The following is a 23,483-nucleotide window of genomic DNA, read 5'->3' as shown; positions in this document are numbered from 1 at the left end:
CCTACAAAATATAATATACTCGTAATATAATAGTGATATATCACAAGAAAAGGAGAGAGTTATGTTAACAAGAAAAGAGCTAAATTTACCTAAATATTCGGAAAAGGTAATTCAATTTGGAGAGGGAAATTTTTTAAGATGTTTCTTTGACTGGCAATTAGATATAATCAATAAAAATACAGATTTAAATGCAGGTGTTGCAGTAGTAAGGCCAATCGATTTTGATGCAGTTCCTTTATTAGATACTCAAGATGGACTTTATACAGCAATAATCAGAGGAATAAACGAAAGTGGACAAGTTGTAAAAGACTACACAGTTATCTCATCAATCAACAGAGAGATTCCTATCTACAAAAACTTTAAAGAGTATTTAGAGTTAGCTCATAACGAGGATATGAGATTTATCGTTTCAAATACTACAGAAGCTGGAATCACTTTCAGTTCAGAAGATAAATATGACGATGAACCACAAGCTACATTCCCAGCAAAATTAACAAGACTACTTCATGAAAGATTTACTGTTTTCAATGGAGATATGACAAAAGGATTTATCTTACTACCGTGTGAGTTAATTGACTATAACGGTGAAGAGTTAAAAAGAGTTGTTTTAAAATATGCTGAACTTTGGAACTTAGGAGAAAAGTTCACAAACTGGTTAATCAATGGAAATATCTGGTGTTCTACACTAGTTGATAGAATAGTAACTGGATATCCAAGAGGAGAGAAAGAGGAGTTAGAAAAAGAGTTAGGATACTCTGATAACTTTATAACAACAGGAGAATACTTCTATCTATTTGTAATTCAAGGACCAAAAGATATATTAACTAAAGAGTTAAAATTAGAGGGGTTAAATTTAAATATTCTAATAGTTGATGACTTAAAGCCATATAAAATGAGAAAAGTTGGAATTTTAAATGGTGCTCATACTGCGATGGTTCCAGTGGCTTATTTATATGGAATAGATACAGTTAGAGAAGCTATGGAAAATGATGATTTAAGAGAGTTTATCGAATCAGCTATCGATGAGGAGATTATTCCAGCTTTAGATATGGATAAAAAAGAGTTAGAGGAGTTTAAAGATGCTGTTATAAACAGATTCAAAAATCCATACGTAAAACATATGTTAATGGATATCTCATTAAACTCAATGGCAAAATATAAATCTAGAATTTTACCACAAGTTTTAGAGTTAAATAGCAGAACAGGAAAATTATCTAAAAAGCTTTTATTCTCATTAGCTGCACTGATCAGATTCTACAAAGGTGTTAGAGAGAATGGAGATGCTATCCAATTAAGAGATGATAGACATCACTTAGATATGTATAAAGAGTTATGGAAAACGAATAACTACAATGAGATTGCAAAAACAGTTTTAGGATTAGAGAGTCACTGGGATACTGATTTAAATGCAGTAGAAGGTATGACTGATTTAGTAGCTAAATACTTAGAAAATATAGACAAGGTTGGAGTTGCAAAAGCTTTAAAAGAGGTTAAATAATGAAAGAGTTTATAAAAATAAATGAAAGAGATAATGTCTTAATAGTTTTAAGAGATTACTCGAAAGATGAGAAAATAGTTTTAGAAGATAAAGAGATTACAGTATTAGAGGATGTATTGAAAGGGCATAAAATTGCCCTTCGAGATATCGCTCAAGATGAAGATGTAATAAAGTATGGAATGCCAATTGGTCATGCACTTTCAGATATAAAAATGGGAGAGTGGGTACATACTCACAATACAAAAACAAATTTGAAGGATTTGAATAACTACAGCTATTCTCCTGAGTTTTGTGAAAAAATTCTAAAGACATCTGAAAGAAAAATCGATGTTTATAAAAGAAAAAATGGAGATGTGGGAATTAGAAATGAGCTTTGGATAGTTCCAACTGTAGGTTGTGTGAACGGAATAGCTCAACGTATAAAAGAGGATCTTTTAAGAGAGATTGGAGATTTAAAAATCGACAATATAAATGTTTTAACACATAACTATGGTTGCTCTCAATTGGGAGAGGATCATCTAAATACAAGAACAATTCTTCAAAATACAGTTAAACATCCAAACGCAGGTGGAGTATTAGTTTTAGGTTTAGGATGTGAAAACAATCAGGTTGCTGAGTTCCAAAAAACTTTAGGAGAGTATGACACTGATAGAGTTAAATTCTTAGTTTCTCAAGATGTAGAGGATGAGGTAGAAGAGGGGAAAAATATTCTTCTAAAACTTTATGAGAATATGTTAAATGATAAAAGAGAAGAGGCTAATTTAGGGGAGATAAACTTTGGATTGGAGTGTGGAGGTTCAGATGGGTTATCTGGAATAACTGCAAATCCAATGTTAGGAGAGTTCTCGGATTATATCGTATCTCAAGGTGGAACTACAGTTTTAACAGAGGTGCCTGAGATGTTTGGGGCAGAGACGCTACTTATGAAAAGATGTAAGAATGAGGATGTCTTTAATAGATGTGTTTCTTTAATAAATGATTTTAAAGAGTATTTTATAAAAAATGACCAAGAGATATATGAGAATCCATCACCTGGAAATAAAAAAGGAGGGATTACAACTTTAGAGGATAAATCACTAGGTTGTACTCAAAAATCTGGAAAGTCAGAGGTTGTAGATGTAATTAGATATGGAGAAACTTTAAAAGTGAAGGGGTTAAATCTGCTGAGTGCTCCAGGAAACGATTTAGTTGCAACAACAGCACTAGCAGCAGCAAACTGTCATATGGTTTTATTTACAACGGGAAGAGGAAATCCATATGGTGGATATGTTCCAACAGTTAAAATATCTACAAATAGTGAGTTATATAATAAAAAGAAAAGATGGATAGACTTTGATGCAGGAAGATTGGTATCAGAGGATATAACTATGGATGAGCTACTAAATGAATTTATAGACTACATAGTTGAAGTAATAAATGGGAAAAAAGTAAACAATGAATTAAATAGATTCCAAGAGATTGCAATATTTAAATCCGGGGTTACTTTATAAAGATTAATCGGAGGCATCAATGAAAAAAATTATTAGTTTCTTAGTTTTAGCACTAACAATATTAACTGGGTGTGGCAAGAGTGAAGGGGGATCTTCAAAAAAAATAAAATTGGCACATGCGTTAACAGAGAGTCATCCAGTGCATTTAGCAATGGTTGAGTTTGGAAAAGAGGTTAATGAGAAAACAAACGGAGATATAGAGGTATTAATATTTCCAAATGGACAATTAGGTGGGGAAAGAGAGATAACAGAGCTTATGCAAGCTGGGGCTATTGACATAATAAAAACAAATGCAGGTCCATTAGAAAGTTTTGCACAAGAATACTCGATTTTATCATTACCATATTTATTTAGAGATATGGATCATCACTTAAGAGTTGTTAAATCTGAAATTGGAGAAGAGATTTTAGCAGCGACTATCGATAGAGGATTTATTGGATTGACATTCTATAACTCTGGAACAAGAAACTTTTATACTAAAAGACCTGTGAAAAATACAGAGGATTTAAAGGGGTTAAAAATAAGAGTTCAAACAAGTAAAACAATGGTAAGAATGACAAATTTATTAGGGGGAAGTCCATCGCCACTGAGCTTTGGAGAGATATATACAGCTTTACAACAAGGGGTTGTTGATGGAGCTGAAAATAACTTAGTTTCTTATGCAGAATCGAAGCATTATGAAACAGCACCTTACTTTGTATTTGATGAGCATTCGATATCACCAGATGTTTTAGTGATGAATACGAAAGCGTGGGATAAATTAAATGACGAGGAGAGAGCTATTGTAAAGCAAGCAGCACTAAACTCATACGACTATCAAAATAAAATTTGGTTTGAAACTGAAGATAAATTGGTAGATTCTTTAAAGGAGAATGGAGTACAATTTTTCGAAGTTGATAAAACTGAGTTTATTGAAAAAGTTCAACCTCTATATAACGAAGTTATGACTAATGAATTAGTTAAGAGTTATGTTGAGAAAATAAGAAATTTTGAATAGTGGGAGCAAAAAATGAATAAAATAAGAGATTGTATAAATAAATTTATATTTGTAATTGGGGCAGTATTATTAACGATAATAGTTTTAACAGTATCTTGGCAAGTAGTTTCAAGATATGTATTTAACTCACCAAGCATCTTCACAGATGAGCTTGCGAGATTTTTATTGATGTGGATAGGTATGTTAGGAACAACATATTCATTTGGGGCAAAAGCTCATCTTTCGATGGATTATCTACATACATTTTTACATCCTAGTAAAGTGAAGACAATAAAGATAATACTTCCAATTTTCAGTATCATCTTTATGGGATTTGTTATGGTTTGGGGAGGAACACTGTTAACATTAAACACAATGAAACAGTTCTCACCAATACTTCATTTACCAATGGGGTTAGTATATTCAATACTACCAATGACAGGGGTAATTAATATATTTTACTTTATAGGATATATAATGGATGAGATAAAGTCAGAAGGAAGTGAGAGATAGTGGGAGTTAGTATAGGAATAGTAGCTGTAGCTTTATTTGCAAGTTTCTTTGTATTCTTAACTTTAGGTTTACAAGTATCAGTAGGAATAGGATTGGCATCATTTATAGCGATATTATTATCATTACCTTTAGATATGACAATAATTGCATCAGCTCAAAAGATGATAACGGGATTGGATAACTTTGCTTTATTAGCAATTCCATTCTTTATTTTATCTGGAAATATAATGAATAATGGTGGAATAGCAATAAAATTAGTAAACTTCGCTAAGTTAATTGGAGGAAGATTACCAGGTTCGTTAGCACAAGTTAATATTTTAGGGAATATGTTGTTTGGAGCAATTTCTGGATCGGCAGTTGCAGCAGAAGCAGCGATAGGTGGAACTATATATCCATTACAGAAAAAAGAGGGATATGATCCTAAATATTGTGCAGCAGTAAATATAACATCATGTCCAACGGGGCTATTAATTCCTCCGAGTAATGTGCTTATTGTATTTGCATTAGTGAGTGGTGGAACTTCAATAGGAGCTCTATTTATAGCTGGATATCTACCAGGAATGCTTATGGGGCTTGGAATAATGATTTTAGCTTATATATTTGCTAAAAAAAATAAATATCCAGTAGAACCAAAACCAGAGATGGCAACAGTTATAAAAGTTACATTGGATGCATTACCAAGTTTATTACTTATAATAGTAGTAATAGGTGGAATTATAAAAGGTGTATTTACAGCAACAGAGGGGTCTGGAATAGCTGTAATTTATACACTTGTTCTTTCAATGATATATAAAAATTTAAATAAAGTAGTTATGAAGAAAATAATTGATGAAACTATAAAAATGACTGGAATTATAATGTTCTTAATGGCAGCTTCAAGTATTATGTCTTGGGCATTAGCGTATTCACAAATTCCACAATACATAACAAACTTACTATTAGGAATATCAGATAATAAATATATAATACTGTTGATAATAAATGCTTTATTATTAGTTGTAGGAACATTTATGGATATGACACCAGCAGTATTAATTTTTACACCGATATTCTTACCAGTGGTGACAGCATTAGGAATGCATCCAGTTCACTTTGGAATTTTAATGGTTTATAATTTATGTATAGGACTTTGTACACCATCAGTAGGAAATGCCTTATTCTTAGGTTGTGCAATAGCAGATTTAAAAATAGAGCAGATTATAAAAACAATCTTACCTTACTTTATTGTAATGTTGATAGGTTTATTACTAGTTACATATGTACCGGCAATCAGTTTATTCTTACCGAAGATATTCGGATTAATTTAAAATGGGAGATGAAAAAATATGAAACAATTTATGTGTGAAGATTTTTTATTAACTAACGATATAGCTAAAAAGTTATATCATGATTATGCAAAAGATATGCCAATTTACGATTACCATTGTCATTTAAATCCGAAAGAGATTTTCGAGGATAAAAAATATAGATCAATAACTGAAATTTGGCTAGGTGGAGATCACTACAAATGGAGAGCTATGAGAAGTAATGGTGTTGATGAGGAATACATTACTGGAGCTAAAGAGGATAAAGAGAAGTTCTTAAAATGGGCTGAAACTATAGATGAGTGTTATGGAAATCCACTTTTCCACTGGACACACTTAGAGCTTAAAAGATTCTTTGGAATAGATACAATTCTTTCGAAGGAAACAGCTGAAGAGATTTGGGAAAAGACAAATGAGATGTTAGCAAAAGATGATTTTACAGCAAGATCTTTAATAAAAAGAGCAAATGTAAAAGCTATCTGTACAACAGATGATCCAATCGATTCTTTAGAGTATCATATAGCTATAAAAAAAGATGATAGTTTTGATGTAGTTGTAAATCCAACGTTCAGACCTGACAAAGGTGTTAGAATTGATAAAGAGGATTTCATGCCTTGGCTTCAAACGTTAGAAACATTACACGGAAAGAAGATTGATACTGTAGTAGAGTTTAAGTCGGCTTTAGCAGAGAGAGTTGAGTTCTTCCATGAGGTTGGATGTAGAGTTTCTGACCACGCATTAGATCCGATTGTATTTTTATTAGGAACTGATGAGGAAGTAGAGAATGTATTTAAAAAGAGATTAGCTGGTGAAGAGTTAACAGAAAATGAAGTTAAGATGTTTAAAACAGCTATAATGTTATTCCTAGGAAAAGAATATAACAAAAGAGGTTGGATAATGCAGCTTCATATGGGAACTATCAGAAATAACTCAACTAGAATGTATAAAAAATTAGGTCCTGATACAGGGTTTGATAGTATAGCTGATGACATTTTTGTGCAGGCGTTATCTCACTTCTTAGATACTTTAGATGATACAGATGAGTTACCTAAAACTATTTTATATAACTTAAATCCTAGAGAAAATGAAACTTTAGGAACTTTAATTGGATGTTTCCAAGGAGGGGGAATCCCAGGTAAGATTCAATTAGGATCTGGATGGTGGTTCTTAGATCAAAAGGATGGAATGATAAAGCAGATGACGGCTTTAGCTAATCTAGGTTTACTTTCAAGATTTGTTGGAATGTTAACAGATTCAAGAAGTTTCTTATCTTATACAAGACATGAATATTTTAGAAGAATCCTTTGTAACCTACTTGCTGAGTGGGTTGAAAACGGAGAGGTTCCAAACGATATTGAAAAGTTAGGAAAAATGGTTCAAAATATATGTTACAACAATGTAAATAACTATATTACAAAATAAGAGCGATGAAAGAGAGGTTTAACCTCTCTTTTTTTGTATAACAAAGAAAAAATAGGAGAGAGGAGAAGAAAATGAAAAGTTTAAAGTTGATAAGATTGATATATAAAATTCATAGAAATGAACCGCCTAGATTAGAGGAGATAGAGGAGATGGGCTTGTTGGCTGTTAAAATATCTCAATACTACGCTTTGAGAGCTGACTTTATAGATGAGAAAACCTGTGTTTATCTATCTAAGCTTTACGAGTATAGTTATGCTGCTCAAAAGCGAGAGATAGATTTAGCAATTGATAAGGATAAATGGATTTTAGATGCTTTAGAATCTTATGAAAACTTACCATTTTCGTCGGCTTCTATAGGTCAAGTTCACATTGGGTATTTAAGAGGGAATGATAAAGAAGATAGAAAAGTAGCTATAAAAATTCGAAAGGAGAATTTTAAAGAGAGCTTTTTAAAAGATATAGAGAATGCAAAAAAAATAGCGAATATTTTACTGTTTTTCTATCCAAAATTGAAAAAGGTTTTTAATCCTTTGGAAGTTTTAGAAAACATAGAGGAGGGGACTTTAAAAGAGCTCCATTTTTTAAATGAGGTTGAAGGAGCTAATTACTTTGAAAGATTAAAAAATGAAAATAGTGAAAAATTTGATTTGAAAGATTTGTATTTTTCAAGTTTTGTAGAATCTTTATGTTGTGAAAGGGTTATTGTCTCTAAATTTATAGAGGGAGAAAGTTTTAATACACTTCTGAAAGAGGGAAGATTGAAATATTCTGAGTTATTGAAGCTTTTTAAATATCATACATTTTTTATGTTTAAGTTAGGAGTTTTTCATGGAGATTTACATCCCGGAAATATTATTTTAAATGAAAATGGTGAGATAACTTTAATTGATTGCTCAACTATAGGTAAAGTAAAGTCTAAACTGAGAAAAGGGTTATTTGGATTTTTCTACTATCTTTCGAGATACGATTATGATAAATCAGCTTTTTATTTAAATGAGATGTCGGAGAAGAGGTTGAATCAGAAAGATTTTGAAAAATTCTTAGAAAAATTTAAAGCTCTTTACAGTGATTTTAAAGATAGCAGTGTTTCAGATGTGAGCTTAACAAAACGTATGATGGAGACAATAAAGTTATCTATAAATTCTGGGATGGAGTTTGAAGAGGGGATGTTTCATGTTATTAAAAGTCTTATGTATTTAGATGGTATGGTTTTGAAATGTAATCCAGAAGTTAACTTAATGAATGATATAAGAGAGTTTACAGAGTTGTTAAAAAGTGAGTTGAAAGATTGAAATAACTAAAAGTTGATATTGACCTTAGGGTATAGTTTATACTTTTCTTGTAGAATAAGTTTTTGGAGGAAAAAAGTTATGAAAAAAGAGTTCTATTCCATCGGCGAGATATCTAAAATAACAGGACTTTCTAATAAAACATTGAGATACTATGATGAAAATAGCATTTTGAAGCCAGATTATGTGGATAAAAGTAATGGTTATAGATACTACAGTGAGTATCAAATTTTAAAATTAAAAAATATAATCACTTTGAAAGATAACAGATTTTCTTTAGAGGAGATTAAAAATAGATTCGAGCAGGTGAGCTCGAGAGAGATGAATAGTTTTTTTACTACTTATCGAAAGAAAATAGAGGATATCGATAGGGAGATAGAGGAATTAAAACAGAGTAAGATGAGATTACAAAATCTATTAGATGAATTTTCATATTTAGAAGTGGATAAGATTGTATTAAAGTGTTTACCTGAAAAGTTTATTTATAATTTAGACACTATCACAAATAAAAATCTGAACAACTCTATTTTTGATATTTACAAAATTATTGAAGCATCAGTTGAATGTGGAAATGCTTATTTAGGAAAAAAGTTTAGATTTTTAAATTTTACTAAAGATACGACTGAAAAAATAAGCGAATTTTTACTTTTTCAAAATGAAGGTTTTTTAAAAAATTTGGAAAAAATTCAAAAAACTGAAAAAAGTGAATATATAACTATAAGATATAGAGCTGGAAATAGAGAAAATGCTTTGAAGAAAATTCTGGACTATATATTATTAAATAAAATTAGCATTGAACCATTTATATATGAAATTGATATTATAAACTCTTTTTTATCTCAGAATAAAGCTGAATATATAACAGAGATACAAATTCCAATAAAGGCAATGTTAGATAAAGAGGAGAGAGAGATGAAGAACGGGAAATTTAAAGGTACAGGAAAAGGTTATGGAGGAGATATTTTAGTAGAGGTAGAGATTTCTGGAAATGTTATAAAAAATTTAGAGATACTTTCTCATAATGAAACTAAGATAATCTCAGATCCAGCATTTAATCATATACCAAAATTGATAGTAGAGGCTAACACTATTTTGGTTCCAAATGTCTCGGGATGTTCTATGAGTTCAAGAGGAATTAGAGAAGCTGTAAAAAATGCTTTGATTGAAGCCGGTGAAAACATTGATAAACTTGAGATTCAAATGCTTGAAGCAGAGAATTTAGTGAAAATAGGAGATGGTGGTAGTAGAAAGCTGATTAAACCAGTTGAAAATTTTGATGTTGTTATAGTGGGAGCAGGAGGAGCTGGATTATCAGCATCTATTTCAGCAGCATCTAAAGGAGCTAAAGTCGTTTTATTGGAAAAGATGTCATCTATAGGTGGAAATACTTTGATTTCAATGGGAGGAATAAATATTCCGGGGAACGATGCTCAAATTGAAAAAGATATCCAAGATTCAATAGAACTTTATAGAAAGGATATTCTTTCCGGCGGAGATAATGAAAACTCTTTAGAACTTTTAGATATCTTTGTAAATGAAGCTTTACCTACATATAGATGGCTAAAAGATGAGATTAAGGTTTCTTTTAAAGATGAACTTATACACTTTGGAGGACATTCGGTGCCAAGAGCAGCTGTTTTTTCAGGTAAATATGCAATTGAACTGATTGCTAAACTTAGAGCTAAAGCAATTTCGCTAGGTGTAGATATTAGAACGGCAGTTCGTTCAAAAGAGTTAATAACAGATGAAAATAAAAGAGTTGTTGGGGTTTTATCAAGTATTGATGAAAAAGAGGTTAAGTTCATGGCTAAAAAAGGTGTTATTTTAGCTACAGGTGGTTTTAGTGGAAATGTAGAGTTGAGAAAAAAATATAATCCAAGTTTAGATGAAAGGTATAAAACTACAAATATTAGTGGAATAACTGGTGACGGACATTTGATGTGTGAAAAGGTAGATGCTGATTTTGTTCAGATGGAATATATTCAGACGTTCCCTATATCAAATCCAGAAACTGGAGAGCTTTCTCATGTTGGTGGAAGTAGATTCGATGGTGCTATACTAGTTAATAAATTTGGAGATAGATTTGTTGAGGAGCTTGAAAGAAGAGATACGGTTTCAGAAGCTATATTAAAACAGGAAAATGGTGTGGGATATCTAGTTTGGGGAGAGGAAATAGAGAGTATAACAAACTATGTTAGTAAGAATAAAGAGGAAGTTGAAAGACTAAAAAATTCTAATCTGATAGCTATTTCTGATAGCTTAGAAGAGATTGCTAGAGTTATGAATATAGATGAAGAAAATCTTTTAAAAACAATATCTAAATATAATGGCTTTGTTCAAAATAAAAAAGATTTAGATTTTAATAGAAGAGGAACATTGCTATCAATAGAAAAAGGACCATTTTATATCCAGAAAGTTGCACCTGCAGTTCATCATACGATGGGTGGAGTTCGTGTGAATACAAAGGGACAAGTTTTAGATAAAAAGGCTCAGCCTATAGAGGGTCTGTTTGCAGCAGGAGAGATTGTTGGAGGTCTTCACGGAACAAATAGATTAGGTGGAAATGCCATAACAGAAATAATTGTTTTTGGAAAAAGAGCTGGAGAAAATATAATGAAATAGAAAAAAGAGCTATTCGTTTTTGACGGATAGCTCTTTTATTGTGTCAATTAAGTGATTCTCCAAGCTCTTTTAAAAGAGATAGAGTTTCATTTTGAGTTGATAAGTCGTTTGGATTGTGAGCTGAGATAGCTTCATCGATAAAGAATTCCCATCCAAGGTATTCACAGATACATCTGAACTGTGAAGAGATAATTCTATACTGTTCAGCACCGATTTCGTCAGCACCAACAGAGATAAGTCCAACTCTTTTTTTCTTATCAGTTAATTCAGTGCCGTGAGCTTTTGAATACATCTTATCGATTAGAGCTTTCAGTTGAGCTGAGATTCCCCACCAGTATACAGGTGAACCAAAAATAAGAGTATCTGCATCAACAATCTTTTGAACTAACTCGTTAGTATCATCACTCATAAAACATTTCCCATTGTTTCTTTTGCAAGAGTCGCAAGCTATGCAGCCAGCTACGTTGAACTTCGTCACATCGATAAATTCAACTTCACTCTTTGTTTTATCAATTTGCTCCTCTAAAGTTTTTAGAGCAAAATGAGTATTTCCTTTTAATCTTGGACTTCCATTTAAAAATAGTATTTTTTCCATTTTGACCTCCTAAAATAAGATACCACAGTATACAACTTAGAGTTGGCTTTAAGGCAAGAGATTTTTTTGAATCTAACAGTTCAGTTTACATGAATAATAGAAAATGATAAACTATAAGAAAAAATGAGAGGAGCCGATTGAATTGAGAGATGATTTTAATAATTTAGAAAATTATACAAAACAAGATTCTATAATATTGAATTTGCAAAGAATGTGTGAAGCAACTTTAAATTTAGGTATGCATTACATAAAAATAAAAAAATGAAGTTATTGATAAAAAATTATCTTTAGATCTTCAAGGAATGGTAGGATTTAGAAATATAGCGGTTCATGATTATCAAAGTTTGAATATAGAGATTTTACAAAAAATAATTGAAAATCATTTGGTGGATTCTTTAAGATTAGCTCAGAAGATATTGGAAGGATAGAGTACAAATAAAGTAAATAAAAAAATATATGGAACTGAATGAGCTAAGAAAAGATATACTTCAAAGTTATTCAGAGGATTTGGAAGAGTTTATAAAAACTAGAAAATAGTTGGGGGATACTATGAAATATGAATTTATAAGTAATACTAATTTTGAGAACAGTAAAAATTTATATAGATATTTAGAAGAGGGGTTTCAAGATGCAAAAGAGTTTTTCTTTTCAGTTGCATTTATAAATTTTGCGGGAGTGCAAATACTTTTAGATGCTTTAAAAAAAACAGAGAATTCAGAGATTAAAGGTAGAATTTTAACAACAAACTACCTTCATTTTACAGAACTTAAAGCAGTCCAATACCTAAAAAAATTTAAAAATATAGAAGTGAAATTTTTTGATAGCGATAAGATGGAAGGCTTTCATACAAAGGGATATGTGTTTGAATATGAAAATAGCTATAAAGCGATAATAGGTTCATCTAATCTCACAAAAAGTGGTCTTAAAAGTAATATAGAGTGGAATACAGGAGTAGTAACTCCTAAAGGAAGTGAATTTATAACTGGAATATTAAATGAGTTCAATTACCTTTGGGAAAAAGCAGTCGAAAATGTAAATCCATATATAGTTTCATATGTTAAAAAGCAAGAGAAGATTGTAAAAAAAGTTCAGAAAAACGAGTATCTAATGGCAGCTGAAGATCATGAGTTTGGAATCTATAACGAATGTGAGATAGAACCGAATTATATGCAAAAAGAAGCCTTGAAAAACTTAGAGGATTTAAGGGTTTATAAAGAGAAAAGAGCACTATGTATCGCAGCCACAGGAACAGGAAAAACTTATCTAGGAGCTTTTGATGTGAGGGCGTTTAAAGCTAAACGTCTTCTTTTTGTTGTTCATAATGAGGAGATATTAAACTCCGCTATAGCTACTTTTAAAAAGGTTTTGCCGAATAAAACTATGGGGAAGTTCACAGGGAATTTTAAAAATAGTGATAGAGATTATGTTTTTGCTACAGTTCAAACTTTGAGTTTAAGATACTCTGAATTTCATGAAAATGAGTTTGATTACATAATAGTTGATGAGGCTCATCATATAACAGCGAAGAGTTATGAACCTATTTTGAATTATTTTAAGCCTCAGTTTTTGTTAGGATTAACAGCTACACCAGAGAGATGTGACGGTGGAAATATATATGAAGTTTTCGATATGAATGTTCCTGTTGAGATACGTTTACAGGAAGCTTTGGATAAAGAACTAGTTGTACCATTTCATTATTATGGGATAAAAGATATAGAGGAAGTTGATTTATCAAAGGTGGATTTAAATGATATATCGGCAGTTGCTAGAGTTTTGAATACAGAGAGACGTGTTGATTTTATAATAGAGAAAATGAATTTCTATGGATACAGCGGAGAGAAAAGAAAGACAGTAGGATTTTGTATCTCAGTAGAACATGCAGAGTTTATGGCTAGTCAGTTTGTTCAAAAGGGAATAAAGGCTGTTTCAATTACAGGAACAGACAGTAAGGATACTAGAGATCAAATCTTAAAAAGTTTTAGAGAAAGTGATCATTTAGAGGTTATATTTACGGTAAATCTATTCAATGAAGGAGTAGATATTCCGTGTATAAACAGTATTTTAATGTTAAGACCAACAGCTTCACCAATTATTTTCACTCAACAACTTGGAAGAGGTCTGAGACACTTTGAAAATAAAGAGTTTTTAACAGTTATAGATTTTATAGGAAATCACTCAAGAGCTTTTTTAATAGCTTTGGCTTTGATTGGTAAAAAAGGCTATGATAAAGAGAGTGTAAAGATTGCTGTAAAAAGAGATTTTGACAATTTATCAAAGTCTGTTCATATAAAAATGGATGAGATTTGTAAAGAGGAGATTTTAAAACAGCTTGATAATGAGAATTTTAATAGTTTAAAATATCTGAAAGAGGAGTATAAAGAGTTTAAAGATATTTTACAAGGTAGAGTTCCAATGCCAATAAACTTCACTCAGTATGAGGAAGCTCCAAATTTTTATAAGTATTCAAAACTTCAAAAATTAAAAGTAAAATCATACTTGGATTTTTTAGAAAAAATAGATGAAAAAACTTTTGGTATAAATGAGACACAAAAGATAGTTATAAGAGAGTTTGAAAGAATGTTACCTATAAAAAGAGTGTATGAGTTCGCAATAGCTCACGAGATTATATCAAAGGGTGAGTTATTAAAAGAGGATGAGATAAAAATCTTAGGAAAATATATTGATGTGATATCTTTGAAGCATGTAAAAGTTACTTTAAACCATGCTAAAGATTTTTTATGTGGAGATTATTCGGATTCTAGTGATTTGAAAAGATGTGAGTCTTTATTCTTAAAAAAAGGTGATTCTATTGAAATGAGTGAAGTTTTAAAAGAGGTTTTAAAATCTAAAGAGGTAAAAGATTATATTCTTCAGATTTTAGACTATGGACTTTTGAAGTATTCAGAAATTTTTGGTAAAAAAGATTATGGATTCCCATTTTTAAAATTGTATGAAAACTATAATATGAAAGATGTTGCACTAATTTGTAACTATGAAAAAAAACATAGTGCTTTTAGAGGAAGTGGATTGTTATCAAATGGAAATGATTACTTCCTGTTTGTTGAGTTGCATAAAGATGAGGATATAAAAGAAAGTATAAAGTATAATGATAAGATATTGGATAGATATCACTTCCAATGGGAGAGTCCAAACTCAACAAAAGTTGAGAGTGAGAGAGGACAAAATATAGTTAGAAATAGAGAAAGAGGAATAAATTTACATATATTTTTAAGAAAGATTAAAGAGATTGATGGAGAGATTCAGCCATATATCTATATAGGAAAAGGTGACACTGTAGATTATAGTGGTGAAAAACCAATTAGAACAAAGTTGAAGTTAGAAAATCCACTTTCAAAAGAGATGTATGTTGAGTTGACAGAAAGAGTAGAAAATTACTTAGAAGTCGCTGAAAAGAAAGAGTTGGAGAATAGGAGAGAGATATGAAAAAAACTATCTATGTGGTAGGTGCAATTTTAGAGAATCAGAATGGAGAGATATTTTGTGCTATGAGGCCAGTAGACAAAACTTTTCCTGGGTTATGGGAGTTTCCTGGTGGTAAGATAGAGGATGGAGAGGACCCGAAAGAGGCTTTGAGAAGAGAGATTGAGGAGGAGTTAAATATCTCTATCAAAGTTGGTGAACTATTTGATGTAGTAGAGAAGGAGTATGAAAAGTTTATTATAAATCTAACTACTTACAGTTGTGATATTTTAGATTTCACTGACTTTGAGTTAGTTGAACACCAAGAGTTTAAGTGGTTGAAAAGAGAAGAGTTGCAAAACTTAGAGTGGGTACCAACAGATATTCCTACGTTAGAAAAGTTAGTAAAAAGTGAAAAAGAGCTTAAAAATATCTCTATTTTTAAAGTGGATAAAGGGGCTTTGAGTACAAAAGAGATAGAGGTTTTGGTGAGACCTAAAAGTTTGATTTTGAATGTTATCGCTTTTGGTGAGTGGAATAAAGAGGTTGTCAAAACGAGAGAAGAGTTAGAGGAAAAACTAGATAGTTATGGAGTAAGTAAAACTTCGAAAGAGGCTGTGTGTAAAAAGTTAAATCAATTAAATTCTAGAATATAGAAAAAGGGCTATTGAAATAATAGCCCTTTTAAATTAATACTTATATCTAGATATAGCATGATGGAACTGAGGAAGGAAATCCCAGTTTTCTCTAATGATTTCGTCAAACATTGTTTTTACTTGATTACCACTATTAACAAGAGGATTTAAAGTTAAAGCGTGTAAAGCTTTTCCATAATTTCCAGTAACAGCAGCTTCTATAGTCATCTCTTCAAATGATTTCATAAGCTGTAAGATTCCTCTAGCTTCAACAGGCATAGGATCTTGAGGGAATGGCTTGATACCATCTCTATAAACTCTAGCAGTAACTTCAACAGCACAGTTATCAGGTAAGCAATCAATAACACCATTATTTTTAGTTGAAACAACAATTACAGTTCCTTTATCATTATAAATAGAATTAATTAACTCACAAGCAGCATCAGAATAATACTGTCCACCTCTTTGCTCTAACTGTTTAGGTTTAATATTTAAGTTAGGGTCTTTATATAATTCGAATAACTCATTTTCAACAACTTTAACTTGCTCTCCTCTAGTTCCTTTTCCAGATTTAATATCTGCAACCTGTGCTCTTAACATCTCATCAGTCATATAGTAATATCTATGGTATCCACAAGGAATCATACCTAAATCCATAATTTGATCTTTTAACCAAGGCTCTTTTGTTCTTAGGTTTGCAGGAGTATTTTCGAGATCAGCTAAAACTCCAGCTACAGCTTCTTTAGTTTTATCTACACCATTGTGTAAAACTTTTCTTCCCCAGAAGAAGTGGTTTAATCCTCCACAGATTAGTTCAACCTCTTCATCTTTAGCTTTTAATGCGTCAACTACAGATTTTCTAACTCCGATAGGAACATTGCAAAGGCCAGCTATTTTGATATTTGGATAATATTTTATAACAGCTTCAGTAACCATTCCACTAGGATTTGTGAAGTTAACAAGCCAAGCGTTAGGACAAAGTTCAGTTATGTCTTTACAAATATCTAAAATTACAGGAATTGTTCTTAAAGCTTTAGTAAATCCACCAGCTCCATTTGTTTCTTGCCCAATCATTCCATATCTTAAAGGAATTCTTTCATCTCTGATTCTAGCTTCTAAAAGTCCAACTCTGAATTGAGTTGTAACGAAATCAGCATCTTTTAAAGCTTCCCTTCTATCTAAAGTAAGGTGGATATCAAATTTACCTTTTAATCCAGCTTGTTCAACCATTCTTTTAGCTAAATTTCCAACAATCTCTAATTTTTCTTTACCCTCTTCAATATCTACTAGCCAAAGCTCACTAACAGGTAATTCTTTATATCTTTTAATAAAACCTTCAATGATTTCAGGAGTATATGATGATCCCCCACCAATTGTAACTATTTTTAATCTCTTATCCATAATATTTCCTCCAAGTTTTATTTTTTTATTTTATAGATTTCAATTAATTCGTGTATAAGTTCTCTTGCTAAAATAGATGTCATTAAATGATCTTGAGCATGAACCATTAAAAGACCAAGTTCAACTTTATTTCCATCAGCTTCTTTACAAATAAGTTCTGTTTGAACTTCATGAGCCATTAATGAATACTTTTTTGCTTCATTTAAAAGTTCTTCAGCTTTTTCAAATTCGCCATTCTTAGCAAACTTTAAAGCTTCGAAAGATAAACTTCTACTTTCACCTGCATTTCCTACTAAGCCCATAGCGGCCATTTCTAAATCCATAATCACTCCTCCCTATTTAAATTGTTTCAAACTCTCCAATCTCTTCTTCATCTTTTTTTGCTTCTTGTTCAAAAGACCATTCCTCTTTTACTTTTTGAGCATCATATATTTTAAAGAACGGATAGTAAATAACACAAGAGATAAGGACAACAACAGTTCCAATAACAGCTCCAGAAATATGTCCACCAGTAACTAAGAAACCATAGATAGGAGCGGGTAAAGTCCAAGGAACATTAATTCCATTTGTAAGAGCAATAAATCCAAATTTCATTCCGAAATACGTTATAGTTGTAGTAACTAAAGGAGCAACGATAAAAGGAATAATTAAAATAGGATTCATAACAATTGGCGTACCAAAAATAATAGGTTCATTGATATTAAAAATTCCAGGACCTAAAGACATTTTTCCAATCTCTTTAAGTTGCTTACTCTTTGCAAAGAATGCCATAAAGAAAGTTAGTCCTAAAGTTAATCCAGAGCCTCCTAATTTTGATGCTAAAAAAACAAAGCTAGATCCAGAAATGTTAGGGATGACTTCTCCAGCTTGAAAAGCAATTCTATTTTGATCCATCATTCCTAGCCAAATAGGAGTCATAACAGAACCAACAATATTAGGTCCGTGTAGTCCCATAGACCAAAGAAGTTGTGCTGCTAAAACTGCTAGAAGAGTTCCAATAAAAGAACCGCCTAGAATAGTTAACGGTTTTCCAATAATAGTAATTATAAAATTATGAATATGATCAAATGGTGTAATTTCAAATAAAATTCTTAAAGTTAAACCAGATAGTATAACTAGCATAGCTGGAATAATAGCAGAGAAAGATTTACTAACAGCAGGAGGAACAGAATCTGGCATTTTGATAACTAAATTCTTTTCTACTGCAAATTTAACAATTTCAGTAGTAGAAAGACCGGTTAAAATAGCCACAAAAATTCCTTTACTTCCAATTAAATCTAAGTCAATTCCTTTAACATTTAAAACAATATCGCTATACTTATGAGCAATATTAAATGGAGTTAAAAGTAGGAATGCAGTTAAAGATATGGCGGCACAAGATAAAGGATCAACTTTTCTTCTTTCGGCCAGTCTATAAGCAACTCCAATAGCAATAAATAAAGCCATAATATCAAAAGTAACTTGTACTGGATATAAAATTCTAGCTTTCCAAAGTGGTCCAAATACGCTACTCATAAATTCAGGATAACCAGGGATAGGTAAAAAACCAAAAATTAAAAATATAGATCCAACAATAAGTAGTGGCATTGATAAAGTAAGTCCATCTCTAACAGATTGAATATGTGTCTGTGATGAAATTTTCATAGCTATAGGTAAAAAATGTTTTTCTAAAATATTATTTAAACGATCCATTGCAGCCATATGTATACCTCCGATTATTTTAAGTGATTTAGTGCATCTTCAAGAACTTTTTTTCCATTCATAGTTCCATAGTCCATCATGTTTATAACTTCTACTCGTTTATTGTGCTCTTTGGCGATTAAATTGAGTTCATCTTGCTTAAATCTAACTTGAGGTCCTAAAAGAAAGATATCATATGCAGGTAATTTATCTGTAAATTTTTCTACGGGGCAGGCTTCGATTTCTACTTCGATTCCTTTCTCTTTAGCGGAATTTTTCATTTTTGTAACAAGTAAGCTCGTTGACATTCCAGCAGCACATAACAGTAATATTTTTTTCATAAAGTAAAACCTCCTAAAAAATTTATTTGACGTCTTATTGTCACAATGATACGATATCTAAAAAATAATGTCAAATTTCGAACCAAAGTCTCTATTTTTCGTTTTTGTTGTATAAAAATATGGAAAAAGATGGTAAAATTTGATAATAAACACGAAAAGATTCACTGTTGAAAAAAAGAGATTAGAATTTTCGTTATTTTTAAAAAGGGGAGAGTGTGAAATTTTTATGAAAAATAAATATTTTTTGGAATTTTCGTCACAACTATTGAAAGAGGAAAAGATAATTTTAAAACTTTTAATAGAGAAGTACTTAAAAAAAGAGAAGCTAGAGTTTTTTTTAGATGAAATAGAGATACCCAAATTGAGAAATTGTAAGAAAAATTTTATAGAAAGACTTGGTAAAAAAGGGGTATTTTTTATAGAGCAAGATAAAGAAAAGGTTTATTGTCCATTTTTTAATTGTATAATTTTTCAAAAAGATTCATTTAAGGTTAGCTTAAATTCAGAGTTTGTAGATTATTTAATAAATAAAGAGAAAGTTTTTAAATACTCATTAAGAGAAGCGCTGTTTTTAAAAAATATATTTTCAATTGAATTTTTTTATAAAGTGTTAAAAACAAATATTTTAAAAAATACATTAGATATTGATGTGGAAAAATTTAAGGAATTGATATCAATTGAAAGTTACTCGAGATTGTATGATTTAAAAAGATTTGTATTAACTCCATTAATTGAGGATATAAATAAAAATACAGATTTTAATATAGGATTTACAATGAAAAAGATAGAGGAGAATTGGAGTATAGTATTTAATATTCAAAACTCTAAAGTTGAAACATTGAAAATATATACAAAGTTATTTTTAAAATTATATAAGAATCATATAGTAGATAAAAAAAAGGTAGCGTATCTATTATTTGATGCTATGAATTTACATAATTATGACTATGTAAAAGCTAAGGTATTATTCACTATAAAAAATAAAAAGAAGTATGGACTAAATTTTGATAGTTTATTAGAAGGGGTTTTATGTGATAAAATTGGAGAGTTTTATGTTTTGTTAAAAAGCAGTGAAATCGAAGCTCAAAATATAGATGTTTTTAGAAAAATTGTACATAGAGAGATTCATCCTCTTAATTTTCCAGAGATAAGTACATTGGATTATAATACAAACTTAGCAAAACAGTTATTTTCAATTAAATCCGAAAAGCCATTAGAAATTATAAGTGAGAATTTGAAGCTAGAGCTTCTATTTAATCCTACTGGAAATTCGAAAATAGATATTTATTTAAAGTATAGAAAATAGAAAGGATGTTCATATGAATAGTTTAGAAAAGAAGATAATATTGACGATATATAAAATAGGACCGACGTTTATATCAAAGTTGGCCAATAGAATTTTAGAGAATCAAAATGATGTGAGAGATACAGTTAAAAAATTAGTTTTAGAAAAAGTTCTTCAAAGAGTGCAAAATGTAATGGTGAACTATAAAACGAAAGAGAATAATGTTGTAACAAAACATAGGAACCATACCTACTTTGAACTGACAAAGCTAGGTGAGAAAGTAGCAAAAGAGATGCAATTTGATGAGGAGCTAGAGGTGAGAGAAGCTTTTAAAACTTATAATAAAGCTCTTCAAAATAGTTTGGATAACTCTACAGTTTCAGTTGAAAAAAGAGTGTATTGTGTTATAGATTTTCCGTACTCTCAAGAGTCTGCTGTAAAAACAGTTTTAGAAGATAGTTTTGAAATCTTATCAAAAGAGTACGGCTCAACAATAACTCTTCGTGGTGAGATACTAGAGTTTCAAAGAGAACAGTTAGCTAAATTAGAGAATATAGTTATAATATAATCGACTAGGTAAGTAGGAGTATTTATAATTGAATAAACTACATTTAGGAAGTGTAGCATCAAAAGTATAAGTTGATTTTTATATAAAAAGATAGTATACTTTAGTTAACGATAAATAAATAATTGGAGATGTCAAGTTTCCGAGAAAGAGCTTTAAAGTCTAGTCAACTTTTAAAGCTCTTTTTATTTTTTGTAATTAATGCTAAAATATAAGTAAGTGCTAGATTCCAGATTAAAGAAAATTATCCCTAACAGAAAGGGGGTGGAAACTTTGACTAAGTTATTTATTATCGTGATTTTCTTTATGCTGACTAAATTAGCATACTAGAAATTAAAATAGGATATAGCACTTAGTAAAGAACTGACTATTCTTTACGATTAGAGAGAAGAGAAATTTTCTCTCTTTTTTCTATTCTGTACTTTTTTTAGTTATTTTGAAAATAACTCTAAAATGGGGTAAGGAAAATAAACCGTCTTATGAACTACCACCGCCCTCTATTAGGAGTTTTCACATTCATATTGACAAAGATGTTTGTAGTGAAAAAAGACTAAAAAAAGCTCTAGGGATATCAAAATCCCTAGAGCTTTTTCTTAAAATATACTATTTAAAAGATATCGTTTAATCTATAGTTAATAAGATCTATTTTAGCCCCCGCAATAAATCTATTTAAATCTTCTAGATGAGATAGTAAACTATCTTTACTAGGTCCACCTAAGGACTTTCTTTTTTCAACACACGTTTTAATAGCTATAGTTTCATATATATCCCCGCTAAAAATATATGAAAACTCTTTATACTTCTCTAGAGAAAGAGTCTCTAGATTTAAGTTGTTTTCAATACAGTAACTCACAATTGCCCCTGTTATTTTGTAAGCCTCTCTAAAACTCATTCCTCTCACTGTCAGATAGTCAGCAACGTCAGTCGCATTTATAAAACCGTCGTTACATGCTAAAAGTAAAACCTCATCTTTCACTTTTAGAGTTTTAACCATTCCAATAAACACCTGTAAACATCCTTTGACAGTATCTACAGCATCAAAGAAAGCCTCTTTATCCTCTTGCATATCTTTATTGTATGCCAAAGGAATCCCTTTCATAGTAGTTAAAAGTGCTATTAAATCCCCGTAAACTCTACCAGTTTTCCCCCTAACTAGTTCAGCTGCATCTGGATTTTTCTTTTGTGGCATGATACTACTTCCAGTTGAGAAAGAGTCACTTAACTCAATATAACCATAGTCATTTGAGCTATAGATTATGATTTCCTCTGAGAATCTAGAAAGATGCATCATTGTTATAGAAAGCCCTGACATAATCTCAATCAGATAATCTCTGTCACTAACCCCATCTAAAGAGTTTAAAGTAGGTCCTTTAAAACCTAGAATTGCAGCTGTGAACTCTCTATCTATTGGATAAGTTGTTCCTGCAAGAGCAGCACTTCCAAGAGGAGAGTAATCCATAAGTTCCGCAGCATTTTCTAGACGCTTGAAGTCTCTTTTAAACATCTCTGAGTATGCAAACATATAGTGTCCAAAAGAGATGGGTTGAGCTTTTTGAAGGTGAGTAAACCCAGGCATATACGTCTCAAAATTTTTCTCTCCAAGCTCTGTTGTAACCTCAATCAACTCTAAAAGAAACGATTGAATCTTTTTAACTTCATCCTTTGCAAAGAGTCTCATATCAACAGCTACTTGGTCGTTTCTGCTACGTCCAGTGTGTAGCTTTTTTCCAACATCCCCAATTCTATCAATCAAAATCTTCTCAATATTCATATGAATATCTTCATATGTTGTACAAAACTCAATCTCACCTTTCTCGATACTCTCTAAAATTTCTATAAGAGTTTTTTCTATTAGCTCTCCATCCTCTTTCGAAATGATATCCATTTTAGCTAGCCCTCTAACGTGAGCGATACTTCCCATAATATCATATCTATATAATCTTTTATCAAAGTGGATTGACGAGTGAAAATCTAAAATTAAATCACTTGCTGCTTCTTTGAATCTTCCTGAAAAGTACTGCATTTCTCATCCTCCTAAAATTTAGTAAAAATTACTACCCCAAAAGAAAAGGCATACCAAATATGGTATGCCCTAGAGAACTTAACTAAGTTAATAAGCGTATTGTTATGGCAGCGTCACAATACTTAATTCACAGGATCATGACATCAACGCCGTCGGCCTTAGGCTCCGTCTATGGAAGTGAACTAACCTCTATTTTTTATTTTTATACAATCTATTGAAGATTGATTAAAACCCCGATTACCATGAAGATTGAACCTAGAAGGAACAGAACTCCTTGGAATTTAATTTGTAACTTTGCCCAAACTCCCCATTCGATCTTAGCAATTCCTAAAATCGCCATCAGAATTCCAGAAGTTGGAACGAACATATTTGTAAATCCATCTCCCAATTGGAAAGCAAGTACAGCAACTTGTCTAGGAACTCC

At 31.0% G+C, this 23,483-nt stretch carries 19 protein-coding genes and 1 pseudogene; 13 read left to right on the top strand and 7 right to left on the bottom strand.

The window, feature by feature from the left end:
* Window positions 1–61 precede the first annotated feature (61 nt).
* From L988_RS07020 to L988_RS06985, 8 genes are all read left to right on the top strand, one after another.
* The gene (locus L988_RS07020; protein ID WP_047382896.1) at window positions 62–1,498 is read left to right on the top strand and encodes a tagaturonate reductase; all 1,437 of its coding nucleotides are present in this window, start codon (window positions 62–64) and stop codon (window positions 1,496–1,498) included.
* A complete protein-coding gene (locus L988_RS07015; protein WP_047382894.1) occupies window positions 1,498–2,988 on the top strand; it encodes a UxaA family hydrolase in 1,491 nt (496 codons plus the stop codon). Before L988_RS07020 ends, L988_RS07015 begins: the two co-directional genes overlap by 1 nt.
* A 19-nt stretch (window positions 2,989–3,007) precedes the next feature.
* The gene (locus tag L988_RS07010; protein WP_047382892.1) at window positions 3,008–3,985 is read left to right on the top strand and encodes a TRAP transporter substrate-binding protein; all 978 of its coding nucleotides are present in this window, start codon (window positions 3,008–3,010) and stop codon (window positions 3,983–3,985) included.
* Window positions 3,986–3,997: 12 nt separating this feature from the next.
* Window positions 3,998–4,477 carry a TRAP transporter small permease gene (locus tag L988_RS07005; protein ID WP_047382890.1) on the top strand — a complete coding sequence of 160 codons (480 nt, stop codon included), beginning with the start codon at window positions 3,998–4,000 and terminating at the stop codon, window positions 4,475–4,477.
* Entirely contained in the window at window positions 4,477–5,784 is a 1,308-nt protein-coding gene (locus L988_RS07000) for a TRAP transporter large permease (RefSeq protein ID WP_047382888.1), read from the top strand. Before L988_RS07005 ends, L988_RS07000 begins: the two co-directional genes overlap by 1 nt.
* A gap of 18 nt (window positions 5,785–5,802) precedes the next feature.
* The gene (gene uxaC, locus L988_RS06995; protein WP_047382885.1) at window positions 5,803–7,203 is read left to right on the top strand and encodes a glucuronate isomerase; all 1,401 of its coding nucleotides are present in this window, start codon (window positions 5,803–5,805) and stop codon (window positions 7,201–7,203) included.
* Window positions 7,204–7,274: 71 nt separating this feature from the next.
* A complete protein-coding gene (locus L988_RS06990) occupies window positions 7,275–8,495 on the top strand; it encodes an AarF/UbiB family protein (RefSeq protein WP_047382883.1) in 1,221 nt (406 codons plus the stop codon).
* Between the two features lie 78 nt (window positions 8,496–8,573).
* Window positions 8,574–11,114, top strand: coding sequence for a flavocytochrome c (locus tag L988_RS06985; RefSeq protein ID WP_052191741.1), 2,541 nt, complete (start codon window positions 8,574–8,576; stop codon window positions 11,112–11,114).
* 43 nt (window positions 11,115–11,157) lie between these two features.
* Here the strand turns inward: L988_RS06985 and L988_RS06980 are convergent, their stop codons facing one another.
* A complete protein-coding gene (locus L988_RS06980; protein WP_047382881.1) occupies window positions 11,158–11,709 on the bottom strand; it encodes a flavodoxin family protein in 552 nt (183 codons plus the stop codon).
* 302 nt (window positions 11,710–12,011) lie between these two features.
* On the opposite strand from L988_RS06980, the gene L988_RS13820 reads away from it, so the two are divergent.
* The 3 genes from L988_RS13820 to L988_RS13440 all read left to right on the top strand — a co-directional run bounded on the left by L988_RS13820 (window position 12,012) and on the right by L988_RS13440 (window position 15,785).
* On the top strand, window positions 12,012–12,137 hold the full coding sequence (locus L988_RS13820) for a HepT-like ribonuclease domain-containing protein (RefSeq protein WP_197053952.1): 126 nt from the start codon (window positions 12,012–12,014) through the stop codon (window positions 12,135–12,137).
* Between the two features lie 121 nt (window positions 12,138–12,258).
* Entirely contained in the window at window positions 12,259–15,153 is a 2,895-nt protein-coding gene (locus L988_RS06970; RefSeq protein WP_052191740.1) for a DUF3427 domain-containing protein, read from the top strand.
* On the top strand, window positions 15,150–15,785 hold the full coding sequence (locus tag L988_RS13440; protein ID WP_081990314.1) for a (deoxy)nucleoside triphosphate pyrophosphohydrolase: 636 nt from the start codon (window positions 15,150–15,152) through the stop codon (window positions 15,783–15,785). The genes L988_RS06970 and L988_RS13440 overlap by 4 nt, the downstream gene beginning before the upstream one ends.
* Before the next feature lie 33 nt (window positions 15,786–15,818).
* Here the strand turns inward: L988_RS13440 and L988_RS06960 are convergent, their stop codons facing one another.
* From L988_RS06960 to L988_RS06945, 4 genes are read right to left on the bottom strand one after another with little or no spacing between them, the layout of a single operon-like run.
* Window positions 15,819–17,165, bottom strand: a complete 1,347-nt coding sequence (locus L988_RS06960; protein WP_047382880.1) for a 6-phospho-beta-glucosidase — start codon at window positions 17,163–17,165, stop codon at window positions 15,819–15,821.
* A 17-nt stretch (window positions 17,166–17,182) separates the two neighbouring features.
* Entirely contained in the window at window positions 17,183–17,494 is a 312-nt protein-coding gene (locus L988_RS06955) for a PTS lactose/cellobiose transporter subunit IIA (RefSeq protein WP_047382878.1), read from the bottom strand.
* A 10-nt stretch (window positions 17,495–17,504) separates the two neighbouring features.
* Window positions 17,505–18,866 (bottom strand): PTS cellobiose transporter subunit IIC, encoded by a 1,362-nt coding sequence (gene celB / locus L988_RS06950; protein WP_197053387.1) that lies wholly within the window; start codon window positions 18,864–18,866, stop codon window positions 17,505–17,507.
* 14 nt (window positions 18,867–18,880) lie between these two features.
* Window positions 18,881–19,186: a PTS sugar transporter subunit IIB gene (locus tag L988_RS06945; protein WP_047382876.1), complete on the bottom strand. Its 306-nt coding sequence runs from the start codon at window positions 19,184–19,186 to the stop codon at window positions 18,881–18,883.
* Window positions 19,187–19,412: 226 nt separating this feature from the next.
* Here L988_RS06945 and L988_RS06940 point away from each other — a divergent pair, with 226 nt between their 5' ends.
* Both L988_RS06940 and L988_RS06935 read left to right on the top strand, forming a co-directional pair.
* Complete coding sequence (locus L988_RS06940) at window positions 19,413–20,492, top strand: replication initiation protein (RefSeq protein WP_156111938.1); 1,080 nt, start codon at window positions 19,413–19,415, stop codon at window positions 20,490–20,492.
* A gap of 13 nt (window positions 20,493–20,505) precedes the next feature.
* Complete coding sequence (locus L988_RS06935; protein WP_047382873.1) at window positions 20,506–21,039, top strand: DUF2250 domain-containing protein; 534 nt, start codon at window positions 20,506–20,508, stop codon at window positions 21,037–21,039.
* 604 nt (window positions 21,040–21,643) lie between these two features.
* On the opposite strand, the gene argH is transcribed toward L988_RS06935, so the two are convergent.
* Both argH and L988_RS06925 read right to left on the bottom strand, forming a co-directional pair.
* Complete coding sequence (argH, locus tag L988_RS06930) at window positions 21,644–23,059, bottom strand: argininosuccinate lyase (protein ID WP_047382871.1); 1,416 nt, start codon at window positions 23,057–23,059, stop codon at window positions 21,644–21,646.
* A 211-nt stretch (window positions 23,060–23,270) separates the two neighbouring features.
* Window positions 23,271–23,483: pseudogene (locus L988_RS06925) on the bottom strand (hypothetical protein); the annotation flags it as partial.

Origin of the sequence: Cetobacterium sp. ZWU0022 (assembly GCF_000800875.1) — a bacterium.
Lineage (GTDB): Bacteria > Fusobacteriota > Fusobacteriia > Fusobacteriales > Fusobacteriaceae > Cetobacterium_A.
Note: the sequence above shows the minus strand (reverse complement) of the source record. Positions and strands in the feature narration are given on the sequence as shown.

Bases quoted from the DNA above. Each gene is read 5' to 3' on its own strand.
- L988_RS07020 (WP_047382896.1), top strand. From the start codon at position 62: ATGTTAACAAGAAAAGAGCTAAATTTACCTAAATATTCGGAAAAGGTA.
- L988_RS07015 (WP_047382894.1), top strand. From the start codon at position 1,498: ATGAAAGAGTTTATAAAAATAAATGAAAGAGATAATGTCTTAATAGTT.
- L988_RS07010 (WP_047382892.1), top strand. From the start codon at position 3,008: ATGAAAAAAATTATTAGTTTCTTAGTTTTAGCACTAACAATATTAACT.
- L988_RS07005 (WP_047382890.1), top strand. From the start codon at position 3,998: ATGAATAAAATAAGAGATTGTATAAATAAATTTATATTTGTAATTGGG.
- uxaC (WP_047382885.1), top strand. From the start codon at position 5,803: ATGAAACAATTTATGTGTGAAGATTTTTTATTAACTAACGATATAGCT.
- L988_RS06990 (WP_047382883.1), top strand. From the start codon at position 7,275: ATGAAAAGTTTAAAGTTGATAAGATTGATATATAAAATTCATAGAAAT.
- L988_RS06985 (WP_052191741.1), top strand. From the start codon at position 8,574: ATGAAAAAAGAGTTCTATTCCATCGGCGAGATATCTAAAATAACAGGA.
- L988_RS06980 (WP_047382881.1), bottom strand. From the start codon at position 11,709: ATGGAAAAAATACTATTTTTAAATGGAAGTCCAAGATTAAAAGGAAAT.
- L988_RS13820 (WP_197053952.1), top strand. From the start codon at position 12,012: ATGGTAGGATTTAGAAATATAGCGGTTCATGATTATCAAAGTTTGAAT.
- L988_RS06970 (WP_052191740.1), top strand. From the start codon at position 12,259: ATGAAATATGAATTTATAAGTAATACTAATTTTGAGAACAGTAAAAAT.
- L988_RS13440 (WP_081990314.1), top strand. From the start codon at position 15,150: ATGAAAAAAACTATCTATGTGGTAGGTGCAATTTTAGAGAATCAGAAT.
- L988_RS06960 (WP_047382880.1), bottom strand. From the start codon at position 17,165: ATGGATAAGAGATTAAAAATAGTTACAATTGGTGGGGGATCATCATAT.
- celB (WP_197053387.1), bottom strand. From the start codon at position 18,866: ATGGCTGCAATGGATCGTTTAAATAATATTTTAGAAAAACATTTTTTA.
- L988_RS06945 (WP_047382876.1), bottom strand. From the start codon at position 19,186: ATGAAAAAAATATTACTGTTATGTGCTGCTGGAATGTCAACGAGCTTA.
- L988_RS06940 (WP_156111938.1), top strand. From the start codon at position 19,413: ATGAAAAATAAATATTTTTTGGAATTTTCGTCACAACTATTGAAAGAG.
- L988_RS06935 (WP_047382873.1), top strand. From the start codon at position 20,506: ATGAATAGTTTAGAAAAGAAGATAATATTGACGATATATAAAATAGGA.
- argH (WP_047382871.1), bottom strand. From the start codon at position 23,059: ATGCAGTACTTTTCAGGAAGATTCAAAGAAGCAGCAAGTGATTTAATT.